The 19,858-nt window shown below is 38.4% G+C and carries 18 protein-coding genes; 11 read left to right on the top strand and 7 right to left on the bottom strand.

Annotated features, from left to right (window positions below):
- Window positions 1–7 precede the first annotated feature (7 nt).
- The gene (locus tag HYV86_04110) at window positions 8–2,413 is read right to left on the bottom strand and encodes an SMC family ATPase (protein MBI2573015.1); all 2,406 of its coding nucleotides are present in this window, start codon (window positions 2,411–2,413) and stop codon (window positions 8–10) included.
- A 198-nt stretch (window positions 2,414–2,611) separates the two neighbouring features.
- On the opposite strand from HYV86_04110, the gene HYV86_04105 reads away from it, so the two are divergent.
- From HYV86_04105 to HYV86_04090, 4 genes are all read left to right on the top strand, one after another.
- Window positions 2,612–3,358, top strand: a complete 747-nt coding sequence (locus tag HYV86_04105) for a hypothetical protein (GenBank protein MBI2573014.1) — start codon at window positions 2,612–2,614, stop codon at window positions 3,356–3,358.
- Between the two features lie 162 nt (window positions 3,359–3,520).
- On the top strand, window positions 3,521–4,759 hold the full coding sequence (gene eno, locus HYV86_04100; GenBank protein MBI2573013.1) for a phosphopyruvate hydratase: 1,239 nt from the start codon (window positions 3,521–3,523) through the stop codon (window positions 4,757–4,759).
- 89 nt (window positions 4,760–4,848) lie between these two features.
- A complete protein-coding gene (locus HYV86_04095; protein ID MBI2573012.1) occupies window positions 4,849–6,744 on the top strand; it encodes a bifunctional (p)ppGpp synthetase/guanosine-3',5'-bis(diphosphate) 3'-pyrophosphohydrolase in 1,896 nt (631 codons plus the stop codon).
- A gap of 47 nt (window positions 6,745–6,791) precedes the next feature.
- Window positions 6,792–7,817, top strand: a complete 1,026-nt coding sequence (locus tag HYV86_04090) for a hypothetical protein (GenBank protein MBI2573011.1) — start codon at window positions 6,792–6,794, stop codon at window positions 7,815–7,817.
- Here the strand turns inward: HYV86_04090 and aroF are convergent.
- On the bottom strand, window positions 7,805–8,581 hold the full coding sequence (gene aroF, locus HYV86_04085) for a 3-deoxy-7-phosphoheptulonate synthase (GenBank protein ID MBI2573010.1): 777 nt from the start codon (window positions 8,579–8,581) through the stop codon (window positions 7,805–7,807). The genes HYV86_04090 and aroF overlap by 13 nt on opposite strands.
- Window positions 8,582–8,612: 31 nt before the next feature.
- Window positions 8,613–9,629: a type I glyceraldehyde-3-phosphate dehydrogenase gene (gene gap / locus HYV86_04080; protein ID MBI2573009.1), complete on the bottom strand. Its 1,017-nt coding sequence runs from the start codon at window positions 9,627–9,629 to the stop codon at window positions 8,613–8,615.
- A gap of 156 nt (window positions 9,630–9,785) precedes the next feature.
- On the opposite strand from gap, the gene HYV86_04075 reads away from it, so the two are divergent.
- The 5 genes from HYV86_04075 (at window position 9,786) to HYV86_04055 (ending at window position 13,505) form a co-directional block, all read left to right on the top strand.
- Window positions 9,786–9,998 carry a hypothetical protein gene (locus HYV86_04075; GenBank protein MBI2573008.1) on the top strand — a complete coding sequence of 71 codons (213 nt, stop codon included), beginning with the start codon at window positions 9,786–9,788 and terminating at the stop codon, window positions 9,996–9,998.
- Window positions 9,999–10,108: 110 nt separating this feature from the next.
- A complete protein-coding gene (locus HYV86_04070; protein ID MBI2573007.1) occupies window positions 10,109–11,026 on the top strand; it encodes an RsmB/NOP family class I SAM-dependent RNA methyltransferase in 918 nt (305 codons plus the stop codon).
- 108 nt (window positions 11,027–11,134) lie between these two features.
- Window positions 11,135–11,893 carry a hypothetical protein gene (locus tag HYV86_04065; protein ID MBI2573006.1) on the top strand — a complete coding sequence of 253 codons (759 nt, stop codon included), beginning with the start codon at window positions 11,135–11,137 and terminating at the stop codon, window positions 11,891–11,893.
- Between the two features lie 109 nt (window positions 11,894–12,002).
- The gene (locus HYV86_04060) at window positions 12,003–13,055 is read left to right on the top strand and encodes a hypothetical protein (protein MBI2573005.1); all 1,053 of its coding nucleotides are present in this window, start codon (window positions 12,003–12,005) and stop codon (window positions 13,053–13,055) included.
- Window positions 13,056–13,103: 48 nt separating this feature from the next.
- Window positions 13,104–13,505, top strand: coding sequence for a DUF1761 domain-containing protein (locus HYV86_04055; GenBank protein MBI2573004.1), 402 nt, complete (start codon window positions 13,104–13,106; stop codon window positions 13,503–13,505).
- Window positions 13,506–13,525: 20 nt separating this feature from the next.
- Here HYV86_04055 and HYV86_04050 read toward each other — a convergent pair whose 3' ends face one another.
- Window positions 13,526–14,089 (bottom strand): L-threonylcarbamoyladenylate synthase, encoded by a 564-nt coding sequence (locus HYV86_04050; protein ID MBI2573003.1) that lies wholly within the window; start codon window positions 14,087–14,089, stop codon window positions 13,526–13,528.
- Window positions 14,090–14,628: 539 nt separating this feature from the next.
- On the opposite strand from HYV86_04050, the gene HYV86_04045 reads away from it, so the two are divergent.
- Entirely contained in the window at window positions 14,629–16,074 is a 1,446-nt protein-coding gene (locus HYV86_04045; GenBank protein ID MBI2573002.1) for a hypothetical protein, read from the top strand.
- 56 nt (window positions 16,075–16,130) lie between these two features.
- On the opposite strand, the gene HYV86_04040 is transcribed toward HYV86_04045, so the two are convergent.
- Window positions 16,131–16,508: a 30S ribosomal protein S8e gene (locus HYV86_04040; protein ID MBI2573001.1), complete on the bottom strand. Its 378-nt coding sequence runs from the start codon at window positions 16,506–16,508 to the stop codon at window positions 16,131–16,133.
- A 255-nt stretch (window positions 16,509–16,763) separates the two neighbouring features.
- Here HYV86_04040 and HYV86_04035 point away from each other — a divergent pair, with 255 nt between their 5' ends.
- Entirely contained in the window at window positions 16,764–17,144 is a 381-nt protein-coding gene (locus tag HYV86_04035) for a hypothetical protein (GenBank protein ID MBI2573000.1), read from the top strand.
- Here HYV86_04035 and lonB read toward each other — a convergent pair.
- Entirely contained in the window at window positions 17,141–19,015 is a 1,875-nt protein-coding gene (lonB, locus tag HYV86_04030; protein ID MBI2572999.1) for an ATP-dependent protease LonB, read from the bottom strand. The genes HYV86_04035 and lonB overlap by 4 nt on opposite strands.
- Window positions 19,016–19,077: 62 nt before the next feature.
- Window positions 19,078–19,812 carry a segregation/condensation protein A gene (locus HYV86_04025; GenBank protein MBI2572998.1) on the bottom strand — a complete coding sequence of 245 codons (735 nt, stop codon included), beginning with the start codon at window positions 19,810–19,812 and terminating at the stop codon, window positions 19,078–19,080.
- Window positions 19,813–19,858: the final 46 nt, after the last annotated feature.

The following is a 19,858-nucleotide window of genomic DNA, read 5'->3' as shown; positions in this document are numbered from 1 at the left end:
ATTTCTCTCACCACAACTCACTCACATGGTCTTGCTTTCTCACTCGAATCACATGATCCACAAAGCTTTCTATTTTGGCTTCATGTGAAACAAGAATAATTTGGCGTAGACCTAATTTTTCAAGAACGTCACGCACGCGGTCGAGTTGTTCTGAACTAAATCCATCGGTTGGTTCATCAAGGATGAGAAAATCTTTGGTTTTAATTTCGTGAATGACATCGTTAATGACTCTATTGAGTGCAAGTCGATAGGCAAGGGCACAGGAGGTTTTCTCACCGCCGCTTAAATTAGAAAAGGTAACTTCATAGCCATTTTGCTCTATAATAGGGTTGAAGGTTTCATCAATACGTGCGGTTATAGTGTCGTCTTGCATGAGGATGGAAAACCAATCTTGAAATAGCTGGGCAAAGAGTTGATGAATTGTTACCATCACATGCTTTTCAATAGTAAGTGTGAGGGGAAGGAAATGTTCTTCGAGCCAGAATGATGTCTGTTGGAGTGAAAGGGCGTTTTGTTTTTCTATAGTTAAACGGGCTATTTCTGTGGTTATTTCTTTGAGTGATTCTTCTAGGGAAGTGTATTCTGTCTCTAGTTTTGTGAGAAGAAGCGCTTGTTTGGTTTGCTCAAGTGCATTCTTTTCTTCTTCTTTGCGGCATTCTTCAACTTTTATGCTAATATCACGATACTTTTCATATTCTGAGTCTACTTTCTGATGTTGTATTTGACATTGTTCTTTTTCTTGTCGTAAAGAAGATATGCGCGATGTAAGTTGAGTGGATTGTTCTAGAAGTGATTTTCGTATTTGTTCTTCTTCAAGATGTATTCGTAATTCTTTTATTTTTTGGGTTCGGTTAATTTCTTTTTCTTCTTTTTGAATAATATTGAGTTTGCTCATATGCGCATTATTCTGGCTTAGAAGGGCGCTGCGTTGTTCTTCAATTTTAGTTTGTTTTGTTCTTTTTTCGTATAATGAACTTAATTGTGCGCGAATTTTGATATGTTCCTGGTCAATTTGGACTAGTTGTTGTTGTTCTTGCGCAGCTACACGGATGTTTTCATTAATTTGTTTTAGTTGTTGCTCAAACAGGGTTAATTTTTCTTGATTTTCTTGTTTTTTGTGTTGTTCGGTCTGGAGAATTTGTTCTTTATATTCTGGTTTTACTTGCTGTAAACACGTTGGGCAGTTATCAAGTTGATGAAAATTCTTTTCGATTTTTTCAATTTGAGCTAGAATGGTTTTTACTTGGGCTATTTTTGAGACAATCTCAGAGTAGGTTTCTTGTAAATTAGGTGTTGACTGGATTTTTTTGAGAAGTTCCAATCGTTTTTGTTCAAGATTGGCGCAAAACTCTTCTTTTTGCGTAAGTGTTTCTAGCTCTTTTAGAATTATTTGATATTCTTGTTGAACTTGTTCAATTTGTTTTTGAATTTGTGAGCATAATTGCTGTAATGAAGCTTGTGTTGCGATGATTTCACGTTGTTGTGTTTCTAAAATGCCTAATTCTTGTTGAATGAGAAGTATATCGCGCGGTTCTGGGGAGAGTAAAGCAATTTTTTGCGTAATCTGTTGGTACTGTTGTTCGTAATTATGTATCTGTTTTTCTATTTGGGTGAGAGTGGCAGAAAGTGTTGATTTTTCATTGCGTAATTGCAGAGCTTTTTGATATTCAAGCTCTATTAGGTTACGTTTTTCTTTGATGTTCGCTTTTTCTTTTTCTATCTCTTGAATTATTGGTTTTATACTGACAATTTCTTGTTCTTTCTCTTTTCGCAGATTAATGGTTGCTTGTTCTTTTGTTTGATATTGAGCAAGCGGTTCTGCTTTGGTTTTTGAAATGGTGATTCGAGAACGAAGTGTTTTAAGATAACTTTGGGTATTTTCTCGAATAGTTTTGTATTTATCAATGTTAAAGATTTTACGCAATATATCTAATCGTGATTGCGCATCTTGTTCAAGAATAAGTTTCATCTCTTCTTGTGGGGTATAAACGGTGAAGCGGTAGAGATAATTCTTAGTTTTACTAAGAACTTCTTGGGGATAGCCTAGGAGGGTGAGAACTTCGGATTTGAGTTCCACAGGCATGAGTTCTTTTTTAATATCGTTACGAATAATATGTCCAGCTAATTGTTTGATGGTTTCATTTTCTTTTTTTAATGGTCTTTTGATCGTGATTTGGTCTTGTTGCAGCGAAAATACCAGTTCTACATACCCGTTAGTAGTTCCTTTGCGAAGAAGAAGTTCAGCAGGTAATTCTGTTCGTGAACTGCCAAAGAGCGCGAATTCAATTGCAAGAAGAATGGTTGATTTACCGACGCCAATATCTCCTGCAAGAAGAGTAATACCAGGTTGAAAATCTATGGTTTGATGCTGATATGAACGAATGTTATGAAGCGTAAGTTGATGTAATTGCATTGTGTTAGTGATGGCTTTTCGATTTTATATTGATTGTGGTGATACATTTCTGTTTGATGTGTCCTGTTTTCTTTATGGTTTTTTCTCGTCGAGAAATAGTTTTTATATGTTTTGAAATAATTTTTTTCTGACAATTATGTTTTATTTTTATTTTATTAATCGTAATGTTTTTATATTACCAAATTCTTTGACTGTTTAATGAATAATAATTTAAATTCTATTTTTACAAAAGAAGAGTTAGCATTGTTTAAACGCCTTAACACACCTCAAAAGATTCAGGATTATTTAGATCTAATTCCAATTAACTTTGAGGCAGATGGCGAAACATACATGTCTGCAAAGAAGGTTTTAGAACGAAACATTGCGCATTGTTTTGAAGCAGCTCTGCTTGCAGCGGCTATTCTTCGTTATCATGGTCAGAAACCTTTGATTTTAGATCTTGAGACAAAGGGCGATACAGATCATGTTGTTACACTTTTTCAACAGAATGGACGATGGGGAGCAATTTCCAAGACGAATCATTCTGTTTTACGATACCGTGATCCTATCTATAAGAGTGTGCGAGAACTGGTTATGTCTTATTTTCATGAATATTTCACTAATGCTGATGGTAAAAAACGTCTTCGTGCGTACAAAGTTGTTGATTTGACTAAGTGGGATAAAGAAAATTGGATGGGTTCAGATAAAGATCTGTGGAATATTATCCATTTCTTAGAAAATTCTAAACATATCCATCTTATGGATCCTGTCCATGTACGTCGTTTGCGTCCAGCGTCTCGTTTTGAGATCAAAGTGGGTGAACTTGTTGAATGGGAAGACCCTGCAGATGCAGTGCCTGTTGTAAGTAAATCTAGTGAAGATGAATCATGTGTTTCTGTTGGTGGTACTGCTGTGATTGAAGAGAAGAAACCAAGTGTGTTGACTTTGCAGATGAAAGAAGGATAAAATCTTTTTTGTATTTTAATGCTAGTTTAATACTATTTTTTACCGTTTATTTTTTTATCTGTTTCTATCTGTTTCTATCAATAACTGTTTATACTTGCTATTTATCCAACCAAAACATATTTAACGGTATGAAATATACTTTCTTTGATAGATGGTAAGATAATGGCAAGAATAATAAGAATTACTGCACGTGAGATTCTTGATAGTCGGGGTAATCCGACGGTTGAAGCCACGGTTGTTACTTCAAAAGGAATAGGGGTTGCAAGTGTTCCTTCTGGTGCAAGCACTGGTGTTCATGAAGCATGCGAGTTGCGAGATGGCGGCAAGCGTTATGGTGGTAAAGGGGTTCTGAAAGCGGTTGCACACATTAATGGGATTATTGCTCCATCACTGAAAGGAAAGGATTGTGGTGAACAGTTTGCTCTTGATCAATTACTTTGTTCTTTGGATGGGACATCTAGTAAGAAAAAGCTAGGGGCAAATGCCATTTTAGCTGTTTCATTAGCCTGTGCACGGGCAACAGCTGTAGAATTGGGTCAACCGTTGTATGTTTATTTACATTCTTTAGTTCAATCACGCCGATCTTTGGTTGTTCCTCGTTTATTCTTTAATATTATTAATGGGGGCAAACATGCTGATAACTCTTTAGCGTTTCAAGAGTTTATGATTGTGCCGCGAATGAAAACGGCACGCGAAAATGTGCGTGTAGCAAGTGAAGTATATCATGTTTTGAAAAAAAATCTTCATCAACAGTATGGTTTGAATGCTACGAATGTGGGCGATGAGGGAGGATTTGCACCTCCCGTTAGATCAGTTCGTGAGGCACTTGATGTGTTGGTAAAAGCTATTGCTGATGCAGGATACAAAGGCAAAGTGGATATCGCTTTGGATTGTGCTGCGTCTGAGTTTTATAATAATGGTAAGTATATTGTTGATGGTACAAAATTGGGTAATGCTGAGTTATTAAAATTGTATCTGGATTTAGTCAAAAAGTATCCAATTATTTCTATTGAAGATCCTTTTGAACAAGAAGATTTTGAGTCATTTGCTTTATTACGTGAAAGAGTGGCAAAACAGAAAGTGCAGGTTGTGGGAGATGATCTTACAGTTACGAATGTACGACGCATTCGTATGGCTCTGGGACATAAGAGTATTTCGTGTTTGCTGCTTAAAGTGAATCAAATTGGTACTTTGTCAGAAGCAATTGCCGCAGCTGATTTGATGTTTTCTGAAAGTTTAGGAGTGATGGTATCTCATCGTTCGGGTGAGACTACTGATACATTCATTGCTGATCTTGCTGTTGCTCTTGGTTGCGGTCAAATTAAAGCAGGCGCACCATGTCGTGGTGAAAGGGTTGCGAAGTATAATCGATTGATGGAAATTGAAGAAGGAATGAACTAGAAATAGCTTTTTGGTTTCCTATATCTCCTTGCTCACTTCTTTATTCTACTTCCCTAACCTTTTTATCTTAGTGTTGTATCCTTGTTGGTATGGATCAGACTTTGTTTCTTTCGACTTGTAAAAAAGCGGGATATACGCCGTTCCATTGTTCTCGTTTTTCACAGGCACTTGAATTTGCAGCTCCATTTTTGCAGAGCACTAAACGTCTTGGTGGGGATAGTGTTTTTGATCATAATCGGCGGGTAGCAGAGATTTTGTTAGATAATAATGCTCAACCAGAACTGATTATAGCAGGAATTTTACAGGGCGTGTTGCGAGTTACTGGTAGTCATGAGGTTGAAGTTAAATTTGGGCATGAAGTAGTGGCGTTGTTGCGTGGACTGGATGATCTTTCTACAATCAAAGCAAAAAATACAAAATTGGAAGCAGAAGCTCTACGTAAAATTTTATTGACGACGCTTAAAGATGTTCGAGTTATTATCATTAAGTTGGCGAGCAAATTAGATAATTTGCGTACTATTGCTGTTTTAAATGCAAAGGATCAAAAACGCATTGCGCAAGAAGTGCTGGATGTGTATGCCCCGCTTGCGTCGCGCTTAGCGCTGGAACGGCTACGAAGCCAGTTAGAGGATTTGGCGTTTAATATTGTTAATCCTCGTAAATACAGGGAGATTTTGTCGTTCTTAGAAGAATCTCGTGAAGAACGTGAATCTGATGTTGCTCAAGCAATAGAACAGATCAAAAAAGTATCTTCGGGGAAAGTTGCGTTAGTTTCTATTAAAGGTCGTCCTAAAAATGTGTATAGTATTTTTCGTAAGTTTACGTTACGCGGTGTGCCTTTGCATGAGCAGTATGATCTATTAGGGATTCGCATTCTGGTTGCTGAAGAAAAAGATTGTTATGCTCTATTAGGATTGCTTCATGAGACTTTTGAACCTATTGAGGGACGTCTCAAAGATTACATTGCTCACCCTAAGTCTAATCTTTATCAGTCATTGCATACTGGTCTTAAACTTGCTGATGGCAAAATTGTGGAAGTACAGATTCGCACACCTGAAATGAATGAGTTTGCCGAGGAAGGAATTGCAGCACATTGGAAATACAAAGGGATCAAATCTGATTCGTTATTTGAGAAAAAAGTGTCGTGGCTTAAGGGTGTATTAGATTTACAGCGATCAGAAGAAGGCAAAGATTTCTTAGAAAGTGTCAAAGTGGATATTTTTGGTGATAAAATTACTTGTTATACTCCTAAAGGTGATGTGAAAGAGTTGCCTACGGGTTCTACTTTGCTTGATTTTGCGTATGTGGTGCATGAACATATTGGTAATACTGCGGTTGCGGGTCATGTTAATGGTCGATTTGTTCCATTAAAACATGTGCTGATGGCAGGAGATGTTGTGGAGATTTTAACCAACAAAAATCAACGTCCACGACGTGGTTGGCTTAAGATTGTTACATCTGCGAAATCTCGTCAAAAGATTCGTAAGGCACTCAAAGAATATGAAACGCTTGCTCCCACTCATTTTCGCGCTCCCAAACCGTTGGTTGCGGAGGGGAATGGCGTGTTGGTGGAGTCTGCTCAATTTCCTACGGCAACATGCGTGCTTGCAAAATGTTGTCACGTTCTTCCGGGGTCGGCGATAGTTGGTATTGTTAATAAACGGCGGGTTGTGTCGGTTCATAATCCAGAGTGTCGTGATGCGCTTAAAGAAGAGCAACGATGGGTCGATGTTAACTGGAAGGAGACGTTTAATCAAAAGATTCGTTTTTTTGTTGAAGCATTGGAACGAAGTGGGTTACTTGCAGATTTATTACATACCATTGCGCGAGCAGGATTCGAGATTAAAGAAGCGAAAGCAAAAATGCTTAATGAGGGGCATGCAATTTGTTCGTTTTTAGTTGTACCCCGAGATTTAGAAGAGGTTAAAGATATGGTGCGGCGTGTCCAGAAGGTTAAGGGTGTGAAGAAGATTTATTTTGAGTAGAATTTTTTTGAATAGGGTTTTTAAAACAAAGGCTATTTTTGAGAGTTATGGTTGATTTTCCTGTACGAGACCCAATTTTACGGTCAAAATCGTATCAATTTATGGGAGATGAGGTACCTTACTCTCTTGAGTTTCTTTCTGATGGAAGATTAGTTGCTCTCTTTGCAGATGAAGATGAGCAACGAAATGAAGGTCGTTCTCTAGAAGAGGATAGTGATGTCATTTTTCCTCTAGGTTTGAGAATTATTAATCCTAACGATCTTTCACGTTCATCGGGTGTAGTATATAAAGAAAGTATATTTGCTATTTATTTTGGTGTATTCCAATCACGAGTGTTTGATGGATCTCTTGGAGTAGGCAGTGATGATTCACTGTTTGTCCATGGCGTAAATGAGTTTGGACGATATACAACCTGGCAGGTTAATTCACGGAATTTCTCTTCTACAGAAATGAATCGAACCATTATAAAGACACTTGAAGATAAACTGAGTGTTGATCACACATTTTTTAGAGGCATGCAGATCTGTCAGGTTAGAGAATTTGAAGGGGTTCAGTACGTTCTTATGCGAGAGAGTAGCAGAGATGAACGCTATATGACTCGGATTGTTGCACTTAAAGATGGTGAGATTTATGGTGTGCCTACTCCTGAAAGTATTCGATCTGTTGATATATCTTATTTTAATGCGTGGAATTCAAGTGGAAGAATTGCTGTAGATGAAACCGGATTATATTTTAAAGATACTTCAACTATTGCTCGTGTGCCGCTATGTCCTACCGAAACGGATTGGCGTGAACCAACAGCTATTGTTAACCCTCAAGATAAACAGAGGCACTGTGTTGTCACGGCTCATGCAGTTGGTTTAGGAAGAATGTATGCGTTTATGCAGCTAACCGGAGAAGATACAGCGTGTTTAATGGGATATGACACTAAAACTGGAGAAGAATTGCATCGTGTTGCGTTACCTTTCGGAGTTGAAATTCCTCATCCTGAGTTGAGTTTGGCGATTAGCCAACGGGGGGTTCTAGCGTTGGGTGATGCACAGAGCAGAAAGATCTATTTCTATGACTTGTAGTTAACAACTCTTCGTATTTTTTCCGCATTGTTCATAATTCTTTTTAGCATCTGCGGTGTTATTTGTTGGTCTTTATCAGATTGTGCAACTTCAATAAATGGGCTCATGCTTACTTCGATGATTAATCCGTCTGCACCGGCGGCAATGCCAGCATAGGCAAGAGCCTCTACTAATTCTGCTTTTCCTGCAGGATGTGATGGATCAACAATAATGGGGTATTTGAAATTTGGATCTTTCTTACAGGCGGCGATGAAGTTGACATCAAGAGTGTATCGGCTGTATTCTCCATCAGCAAAGGTGCGAATGCCACGTTCACAGACATAGATTTGTCCTTTATGTCCGTGATGATGCAGGTAGCCAATGGCTCCCATTAATTCTTTTTTTGTTGCCGCAAAACCTCGCTTGAGTAGGATTGGTTTGGTTGGTGCACGTTGCGCAATCTTTTTGAGTAATGCAGTATTATGCATATTTCGTGTGCCAATTTGGATAATATCAGTGTGATGCGCAACTTCAATAATATCTTCGGTGTCGAGAAGTTCAGTCACCACAGGAAGTTTGGTGAGTTGTTTTGCTTTATCTAGCAGATGAAGTACATCATGACCGTGACCTTGAAATGCTGTGGGATCGGTACGCGGTTTGAATGCGCCGCCGCGAATGTGCGTTGCGCCAACTTTCTTGACTGCTTTGGCTATGGTGAGAAATTGTTTTTCAGATTCTATGGAACAAGGTCCGGCGATGATGATGAGTGGTTTTTGGGATGGCATGGTAGAGAAAGAAAAGAACTAGAATAAAAAACTAACTGATATGCTTAATCATATCAACCATTCGACAGCTATATCCCCATTCGTTATCATACCAGGCAACGACTTCTAATAATCGTTTGTTAACTACTGTGGTGAGCAAGGAGTCAACAATGGTTGAATGAGGGTTATGGATGATATCTGTTGAGACTAATTCATCAGTGCTGTATTCCAAAATGCCTTTCATTTTGCCTTTGGCTGCCTGAAGCAAAAACTTGTTCACCATTTCTGGAGTTACATCTTTTTTGGTTTCAATACTAAATGTAGTCACGCTACCATCCACAACAGGAACGCGAAACGCTGAACCGCGCACTTTGCCTGTTAATGAAGGAATAGCTTGAATCACGGCAATATCTGCTCCACTTGAAGTTGGAATGATGTTAATACCTGCAGCTCTTGTTCGTCGTACGTCTTTATCTCCTGCGCCATCAACGAGATGTTCAGTTGCAGTATACGCATGAACTGTGGTGAAAAAACATTGGTTGATACCGATAGCATCTTGTATTACTTTGAGCACCGGCGCAACACAGTTTGTGGTACAGGAGGCGTTGGAAATAATATGGTGGGTTGATTTTTTGTAATCTTTTTCATTAACACCCATCACTAACGTGACAGCGTTTTTAGGCCATTCTTTTGGATCACATTTACAAGGAGCAGAGATAAGTACTTTTTTTGCACCTTGTTTGAGATGAATTGATGCATCTTGGGGTTTGGTGAAATGTCCTGTGCATTCTACAACAACATCTATTTTATGTTTTTTCCAATCTAATTTAGTTGGGTCTTTTTCACCTGTAACGATTATTTTCTTTTTGCCGATGATTAATGAGTTTGCAGTGTAAGAAACATTTTCGGTGAATGGGCCATGCACAGAATCATATTTGAGAAGGTGAGCCATCATTTTGGTTTCACCAGGATCATTAATGGCGACGAAATTGATTTTTTTGTCGTTCCAACCTGCTCTTAGAACCATTCTCCCTATTCGACCGAATCCATTAATAGCTACGTTAATCATGAAACATCAACCTCTTTTAGTGTCTTTTTTGTAATTATTGGGGGATATAATTTGATTTTTATTGAGTGAAAGAAAGATTTTGTGGTATTTATAGGTTTGGGAGAGAGGAGAGATATTTGCAAAAGATTTTAAAAATAGCCTATGGACATATTTTTTATGGATTTAGAACGGCGATTACAAACAATAGCACAAATGGAGAATATTCCCGTTGAAGATTTTGATATTCGAGGGGCTCAAAAATTCTTAAATCAATATGTTTATTATAATCCTATCGTGGAAATTCATTTGGAATATGAGTCCAGACAGTTGTCTGCTGTTAGTGTAGGAATTGCGTCTCCTGAGATTTCTGATAGTTATGAAGTATATTAACTCTAAATAATTAATTCTCCAGATATTTTTTAAACCAGCCTCACAATTCTTCCTCTATGCACAAGCAGATTCAAACGCATACTCTCAAACCTATTGATTATGCGCAGGATATGGAATTTAAGAAGGAGTTCGTGGAACGCTATAGTGCGCTGACAGATTGGGAGGAGTTTAAACGGTATTCATTGTCTTATTTACGCCGATCGATTCGGGTTAATACCCTTCTTACGACGGTTGAGGATGTGAAGAAGAGTCTTGCGGCAAAGGGCTGGATTTTAGAACAAATTCCGTGGTGTCCTGAAGGTTTTTGGATCTCTAATCCTGAACGCAAGGATGTGGGAAATCTCTTAGAGCATCAAGTAGGGTATATTTATGTTCAAGAAGCGGCGTCAATGGTTCCTCCTGTAGTTCTTGCTCCACAAGAAGGTGATATGGTCCTTGATATGTGTGCTTCTCCTGGAAGTAAAACAACTCAGCTTGCAGCAATGATGAAAAACACAGGTGTATTGGTGGCAAATGATTACAAAGGATTACGTTTACAATCTCTTGGTATTAATGTACAGCGTTGTGGGATGACAAATTGTATCATTACTCTTATGCATGGAAAACGCTTTCATGGTTTTCTCTTTGACAAAATTTTGGTTGATGCGCCTTGTTCAGGAACAGGAACAATTCGTAAGAGTCTTAAAACAGTTACGATCTGGAATGCAAGCATGATTACTAAACTTGCTCGGCAGCAAAAAGAGTTGATTACGACTGCGTTTGCAAATTTGAAACCTGGTGGAGAAATGGTGTATTCTACTTGTTCAGTTGAGCCAGAAGAAGATGAAGGAGTTATTGATTATTTGCTTAAATCTGAGCCCACAGCTCAGGTTGTACCTGTGAAGTTGCAGGGATTGGTCTTGGGCAAACCGGTGATGTCGTTTAAAGGAGTTGACTATCATCCTGATGTGAAACATTCTTTACGGTTGTGGCCACAGGATAATGATACGGAAGGTTTCTTTGTCTGTAAGATAAGAAAGACGGCATAGAGGTTATTTTCTCATATTGAAATTCAGCAAAGTGTTAGGTTATGTATCGGTTTCCTATATTCTCTAAAATCAAAGTATATATAAGTTTGAATCTTATTATTAGGTTTAATGCGACACTGTGCTGCTGTTTCATTGTTCTCTGTTTTAATGGGCTGTGGTTCTGCACGCGCCTATGATGTTCCTAAACCAGTAGTGAATCCTCTTCAATGTGATGTTAGCAAGGTTGGTCCTGTTCCTGCTCAAGATCATATTATTGATCCCGTTAACTCATTCACACCTGAAGAATTTGATGCGATGGTTGCGCCAATTCATGATTTACCGGGATATAGGCAATTTCTTGCAGGAAGCGGTATTACCTATCCTCATTTTTTGAGTGAACGGTTTAGTGTTGCATTTAATGGTGTTTTATATGGGAGTCCTTTAGGTACATTAAATCGTGGGTATGGTGTTTGTGATGAATTTGCAATGTTAGCAATTCCATTTTTATTGAACATGAAGTTTGTTAGAGATGTGTATCTTGTACATGTTCGCGCTCTAAGTTCTCCTCTCCAAAATGAGGTGCAAGTTGCGCATTCTCTCGTAATCTACTCTACTTTTGAGGATCGCTGGGGACATATTTCTCAAATAGTTGGTGATCCGGTTTATTCTTCACTTGATGGTTTGATTACAGCTTTAGATACTCAATCGTACATTTTATGTGATAAGACGGTTCAATTTCAGAAAGCAGAGTATCATTTACGTAAAATTGATCAGGTAGGGGGTTGGGTATATAATGATGATTTATCGTTTCTTTTGAACCCAATGGGGGAAAATGTGCGTAATCAACAACCTATGCCTAGTGGAGCAATTGTTTTCTTACATGAGTAATTTTTTTATGTAGATCGACGTATTTTTTTGGCAGACTCAGTGATATTTTTATAACAATAACCTCTCCACCAACACAATCTTTTTAAGTGGTTCTAATAGTATATGCTTTATGTTCGGTCTTTCTGCATCTATCAAGTCTAAAGTGGAAAAAGAAGTGTCAAATTTCTCCAAGATGCTTAAACGCAGTGTTAATTTCCGAAAGGAAAATGTGCTGATTATTAGCGACTATGGTGTTGGAGATAAAAACTTGTCAACTATGCTGGCATATGGGTATTATCTTGCAGCGCACAAGAATAATCTTCCAGTTCATTGTGTATTTCAAGAACCAAAGAAAGAGTTTATGTTTTTAGATACACATGTAATCAAAGCGTTGGAACTGCTTGAAAAAAATAGTATTATCATTGTTGCGGTGTCGGATCAACTTGGTCGTTTAGGTATGATTCAATCATTTGAGGACTTTTGCAGGCATCAAGGGCATCGGTTTATTCTGATTACTGGTTTAGCGCAAATTTCATTAGATCATTTTCCATTGCTCTTTGAGTCTATTTGTGTTAGTCCTGAACGTTTACGTAAACAAGGAAATGTGCTCAAGAAGAAAGCAGATAAAGCAAAAGAAGTACGATTTAAGACCGAGGCAGGTACTGATTTTGTGGTTGCGATAAACACGAAAAATACGTTTCTTAATGTTGGCGAATATAACGATAAAGGGACAGGGGGGGCTATTCCTGCAGGATGTGTTTGGATTCGTTTTAATGACGATCCTGAATTATGCACCAAAATTAATGGGACGATTGTGTTGGATGGAAGTGTAACAACTGATTTGAAGAGTATTCTCCTTGATGAACCACTCACTCTTAAAGTTGAAGAAGGAAAGATTGTGTCTTGGGAAGGAAAACATGCGTCTCTTTTTGATGATATGTTTGATCGTTTTGAAGAACGTGGGTATGATATTTCACAGTTACGTGTGGTTCGGGGTGTTGGAGTTGGTATTAATCCTCGTTCGTTATTAATCGGATCGCGTAGTCTTGACTTATTGGCGTTAGGAACAGCCTATATTGAATTTGAGGTTCATGGTCGTGCGGGAACCTCACCACTTTTCTTAGCGCAAGTGTTCAAGAATCCAACAATTATTGTTGATGGAGAGAAAATTAAACTCAAGTAGGAAGTTTTTAATATTGTCACTTCTTTGTTTTGTGAAGAGGTGATAGTAATGGTTAGTATAAATTATGTCGCAGTTCTTGTTGCTGGCTTAATTCAATTTGTTCTTGGTGGTTTGTGGTATGGTCCGCTTTTTGGCAAGCTGTGGATGAGATTGATGAAAATTGATCCTAAAAAGATGAAACCAACTCATATGGCGTGGCGTTATGTAGGGGGATTGTTAACGGCACTTTTGATGACGTTTATTCTTGCACACTTTGTAAGTTATGCTGTTGCTACAACTGCTCTTGAAGGGGTGTTTGTTGGTTTGATTGCTTGGTTAGGTTTTATTGCTACTGTAGCATTTGGCAGTGTGTTGTGGGAGCAGAAACCATTTTCATTGTATGTGCTTAATGTAGGATATTATCTTGTATGTTTGTTAATTAGTGGTGCAATTTTAGCAGTTTGGATTTAGGTTTTTCTCTGATCTTTTTTTTATCTTTCTTTTTTCTCATCGTTTTCAGGATCAAGAATCACTGATGGTCGTCCTTCTTTTGGTCCTTCATAGAGGCAGAACTCAACTCGTTCAAAGTCTGGATCAAGGTTTTCTAACGAAGTCATGAAAGGATTACTGTGCTTATTAACAGAGGTAGTAACTATGGGGATGTTCATTTTTTCAATGTAGGCATGCAACCAGTGTTGAGGAAGGCGTATTCCTACTTTTGCGAGATTATCGTTTACATTTGGTGAAATTACTTTCTTGTTTTTAAGTGGAAGAAGAATAGTATACGGTCCAGGAATTTTTTCAAGAGCACTTTTACTCTTACTGTTTAGAGAACAATTCTGTTCTATCCATTGTTTTGATGGAACCCATATGGAAAATGGTTGGGTAGGGCGATTTTTAAGTTTACGAATGAATTCTACTGATTTTGTATTGAGTGCATTGCAGCCAATTCCATAAACGGTGTCAGTGGGATAAATAAATACAACACCAGCTTTTATTTTTTCGCAGAACTCTTCTGCTCTCATTTGAAATTCTGTCTGAGTTACTATTTCCATATAAAAGAAGAGGGAAGGGCTACTTTAAAAATTGTAGTGATATTATAAGAGATGTGTGGGTGATAGATGCAGCCCTTCCCTTTTTGAGGTGTGCAACAATGAATCCTATATTTTATCTTTTATAACGGGAGCATGATTTCTTCCATTGAAGATTCATCTATAAAATATTCATCAATATAGGTTTGTGTCATCATAGTATTTTCCTCATATTTTTCTTGTAGTTCTAAGATATGTTTCATCATATTCATCGTAACCAGCCTCCGCTTAGTTGTACATCAAAAGAGTCTTCTTTGTGCATGCGTGTACGAAAAGTTAAATCCTGTACTTGTTTTTCAAACAAATTTCGAATGGTTCTTGTTGTTAAGTCAACCATGTAAATCACCTCTTTTGATAGAATTCTGATGGTAGTGGTGGTTTATAAGCCGTTTTCGGACTTGACCAGTGCGGTTAAATTGTGTCCAGTGGCTTTTTTGAATAGTTTGTGTATCTGGCTAGTCTATTACCACAATCTATTTAAGAGATTTTACGGTTATTTTTGTATGACATTAGGACATAATTGTGGGTTAGTTGTCACTCATTCTTTACATGATGCTTACAATATGCTTCGAGAATTGCAACATCGAGGAAGAGATGCCGCAGGTATTGCTGCTGTAGGAAATGGTCGTATTGATGTCTTGAAATGGGTTGGTCCAGTAGATGCGTTTGGCTTAGATGATCTCCATCGTAATTTTAGATTTGATCAAGGATATCATACGTTTATGGCTCATGTTCGGTATGCAACAAGAGGAAAAAAAGATCAACTTCTTAATGATGCCCATCCACATACTTTGGGTGGAAGGGTTCTTGATCGAGGAAATCATGTGCTTATTTTAGATTGTGATGCAGCTATGGTTCATAATGGTCAAGTTGACGAACAATATTTGACTGGTGTGGATAAATCTGCTTTGCGTACAACGTGCGACACGGAAGCTCTTCTTCATTTCTATCGGGATCATGGGATTCGAGGTATTCTTCGCGAGATTCCTGGCGCATATACTCTAGCTGTTGCTGATCGTCGTCATGGCGCTGTTCAAGTTTGTCGTGATCGTACAGGTATTAAACCCGGCGTTTTAGGTTGGAAAGATCAACGGTTTGGTGTTGCTTCAGAGGGCATTGCGTTTCGAAAAAACGGTGGTACTCCTCGTGAAGAACTTGTGCCTGGGTCTGCGTATTATTTATTTGCAGATGGTAGATATGAAACAGAAGAGGTCGTCTCTTTTTCTCGTCTTTCACGATGTTTTTTCGAATGGTTTTATATTGGTCATCCTGAAACCGTTTTTCGCGAAATTCATGTAGGTTCATTACGTTCTAGGTTAGGTCGTATTCTTGCAGAGGAAGTAGATATTCCCAATGCTGATTTTGTAACGTATCTTCCTCGTTGTCCTGAGATTGCTGCTGATTCATTTGCCCGTGCTAAGGGTTTGCCTTTTGTCGATGTATTCTATAAACAACAATCAGAGAGAGTATTTCAAGGTCCGAATGATGCTCAACGTCAAGAGTTGCTTCGGCGTAATTTGCACCTTGTGGCGGGAGCTGAGCAGATTTTAGCTGGAAAACATGTTATTCTTGTCGATGATAGTGTTATTCGTGGAACAAACTCTCGTTATGCTATTGATCAACTTAAAGCAGCAGGCGCGCGTGACGTAACACTTTTGAGTTATACGCCGCCGATAGGAATTATTGGAAGAGATCAAGTACAAAGGGGGTGTGATTTTGGTGTTGATATGCCTGCTACTGATACGTTTGTTGTTCGCACACTTGATGGAAGAAATAGGACGTTAGATGAAATAAGTGCACAAATTGGCGTTAAAGTTCATTATTTATCACAAGAAGGTTTTGAACGTGCTTTTAGAAGCTTTGGTGTTTCTCTTGATGAGCTTTGTACCTTTTGTATTGGGGGAGAGCATCCTTTTGCAGGTATAGTTCAAATTGGAGAAAAAAGGTAGTGAAGATAGGTAATAATGTTTTAATGTTTCTAAAACAAAGAAATTAGAAGAAAAATCTAAACTAATCGACCATTAACGCTGGCTTCTTGACCTGGGCGGGAAGTTACACGAACACGTCCAAGTTTTGTTTCAACGACTGCGCCTTTCGTAATAACGTTACGACGAACAAGGTTTTGATTTGCAGTGTTGTTTACAACATTTAGGATTGGGGTTTTTGCAGTTTTTCCGCTTTTATCAGTTACGTTAATTTCTTTTACTTGAAGAAGGGAATATTTGTAATTTGCGCCTACAACTCGTTTCTTTTGCATTCTTTTTTGAGTTGAGACTTTTGTCATTGACACGTAGCCAGCAAGTTCAGAGTTGCGTTTGCTACGGGAAGCGTGGAAACGTCCACCGCTTGGTTTACGTTGAGATCGAAATTGAGATCGTGCCATAATAAGCTTAAATTAGGGGGTGGTTTTTAAAGCTTTTGGTAGGGTTGCGCTTTGCAGATGAACTTATGATTTTTATGCAACTCTTTGTCATTTAAAGCAATCTTGTGCTGCTTCTGATGTTGATGGTTCTGTCGCTGGGTGAAATTAAATTACAGTTTGTATTTTTAAGGGGGAGTTATGTGGGAGTAAGCAGTAACTTTTTTTCTTGTACTTTTCGAGGTCAATTTTATAAAAAAGTATTTAGTTTGCTTGTTGATGAACATTGATGATTTAATCCCTGGTTCGCTGATTGTAAATTATCACGAGCATTCAGATATTCGGGCACTTATTAGAGAAGAATTTAGTCAAGGTAGGCTCAGTGGAGGTAAACTTTTCGTGAATCATTTTAGTGATTTTGTATTAGGATATGTTTTAGAACTTGCTCCACTAGGTTTCGCTACTTTTGGATTGAATCAGGATTCACTATCAGAAAGAGGCATTTTTGCAGTGGCTGCTGCTGTAACGTATCTAAGTCGAGCAATGGTTATTAAAAATTATACACTAAATCGAGAAAAAACACGCAGACATTTTCTTCCAGATGACATAAGTCGTGAAAACCAAATTGAAGATATTCAACTGTATTTTAACGATCTCTAAATAGTTTTCTTTCCTTTCTTTTTCTCGCCAAATAATTTCTCTTTCAAACTTTCTTTACCTTCCCAATCTAATGCGTTATCCAGAACTTCTTGAATGGTGTGAACTGGAATAATTTTTACGGTGGCAAGTTTGGCTTCGTCAAGAACGATGTCTTGTATGTTGGAATGAGGTACAATAATTATTTTGATGCCTGCGTCAATAGCGGCTTCAACTTTTGATGATACTCCTCCAACAGGTAATACGTCTCCGCGTACGGAGAGTGAACCAGTCATGGCAACATCTTGTCGAATAGGGATGTCTTTTAATGCAGAGATAATGGCTGTGGCAACGGCAATAGACGCGCTATCACCTTCAACGCCTTCGTAGGTTTGCAAAAATTGGACGAAAATGTCGTATTTTTCTTTGATGTCTTCTCCAAAATATTTAAGGATGATAGCAGAGACGTTTTTGACGGCTTCTTTGGCAATATCTCCAAGTTTTCCTGTTGCCACGATTTCTGATTTTTTACCGCCTGGGGTTACTTCTGCTTCAATAGGAAGAAGGATTCCAGAGTGGGCACTGCCTTCGCCAATAACAGCAAGACCGTTGACACGACCAACACGTTTACCTGTGGTCATGATGACTTCGTATTCTTTCTTGCGTTCGATGTATTTATCCGCAAGTTGTTGTTCAAGAGGGCGGGCAAGTAATTTTGCTGCTTTAACATGTTTACGTGTAACTTCTACGCCTTCTTCTTTGGCAAGATCTCCTGCGGCGCGTACCAGACCTCCTAAATTACGTAAATGGAGTGTAAGATGCCCTTTGCGGTTAGCACGGCGTCGCGCTTCTTCAATAATTGCGGCAACACCGTCGATGGTGAAATGGGGAATTTTATTATTTTCTTTTTTGACTTCTTGAGCTACAAACCGAGCTATTTTTTCTCGATTTTCTGGAGTATCGGGCATGGTTTCATTCATGTAGATTTCATAGCCATATCCGCGAATACGTGAACGTAATGCAGGGTGCATATTCTTAAGAGTCTCAAGGTTGCCTGCAGCAACGAGTACAAAATCACAGGGAACTGCTTCAGTGCGTACCATTGCCCCTGCTGAGCGTTCTGATTGGCCGGTGATGGGGAATTTTTTTTCTTGTAATGCTGATAAGAGTTCTTGTTGTGTTCGGGGATGAAGGGTTGCAATTTCATCAATAAATAACACGCCTAAGTGCGCTTTGTGAATCATTCCAGCAACGACACGTTGATTAGCAGGTGTTCCTAATCCTCCTGATTGAAAAGGATCGTGAAGTACATCTCCTAGTAATGCACCTGCGTGAGCACCGGTTGCGTCATAGAAAGGAGCTTGCTTTTTGCCAAAGTTATCAACAATAACTTTTGGTGCGACAATAATGCCTTGTTTAAACATGCGTGGACCCATACTTAACATCATGGCGAATGCGGCAAGAAAGATCATACCGCCTAAGAAAAATGCTGCAAACATTATATCTGATTTGTAATGGTAGCGAATCCACCAGGGCGCAATAAGAGTGATAATAGCGACAATGAATAAGAGAAAATTGTTACTTTTGAGCATCTCTTTCGCATCAATTTGATATTTTTTGACTTCTTCTCTGCCTTTCCCTGCTGGTGTTTCTTGAATAGTAGGATTATTTTCATCATTTGGATTTGGAAAAGAAAGAATATCTTTAAGATCCGATTTAGGGAGAAGTTCAGCAAGCGCCATGCCTAACATACTTTTTCCTGTACCTGGATCACCAATTAAGAGAACATGACGACGTTGTCCTGCTGCTTTACGAATAATATTGACTGCTTCTTCTTGACCTATTACTTGATCCACTAATTTTGCAGGCACTTGGATACTTTTCGTCGGTTTCATGTAGGGAAGAACTCACTTTCGACTTTAAAAAGGTTGTGAAGGGTACATGGCAAAGAGGAAATTTATGCTACTTTGGTCTTTCGCGCACGTACGGTGACGGCAATCTCTTCAAATGCTTTTTTTTGTTCCATTTCTACGCGGTGTTGATTTTCTAGATGAAGTAATGGCACAAATGTATACACTTTTTCATCTTTGCCGCTATTGGGTGGAAGAAGTTTGCTAAATGTGATCGTTGTTTTGTTTTCTTTTTGTGTATAATAAATTAATTTTTGATAAACATCGCGAATTGCTTCCATGATGTCCATTTTACGTTCAGGTAATTTGAATTTGACAGGCCTAATTTTTTCTAAGAAGCGTTTTTTACTTTCCATGGCATGTTGTAATGCTTCAATTAAATCATTCATAGATACTTTACGATTACGAGGTTGAGGGTTACGTGGAATGAGTTGATATTTCTCTTTGACGCGTTTTTCTCCGTCGTTTCCTTCAAAAATTTCATCTTCCAGTTCGTCAAGGTTTTCAGTTTGACTCATGAGAGCATCAAGACGGGTAAAATCTTTTTCAAGTAAGTTGGAACATTTGAGTTTGAGTAGAAATGCTGCGGCGAGAAGAATTTTTCCTGAAATCTTGAGGTCGTGCTCTTTCATCTCTTTAATAACTTGAATGTAACGTTGAGTAAGAACAGTGATATCGATATCCCACGGATCCATTTCTTCTCGCTTAACGAGATCTTGAAGGATAGTCTTCCAGCTAATCTCCTCTTCTTCTAAAAGCATGTCAAAGATTTTTTGATCCACGAGTAAGTTAGATCGGTTTTGATATATAAAAAGTATGGTTTTAGAG

The organism is Candidatus Woesearchaeota archaeon (assembly GCA_016188115.1).
Lineage (GTDB): Archaea > Nanobdellota > Nanobdellia > Woesearchaeales > GW2011-AR9 > JACPIK01.
The sequence above is the reverse complement of the archived record's forward strand: the minus strand, read 5'-3'. Positions and strand labels throughout refer to the sequence as shown.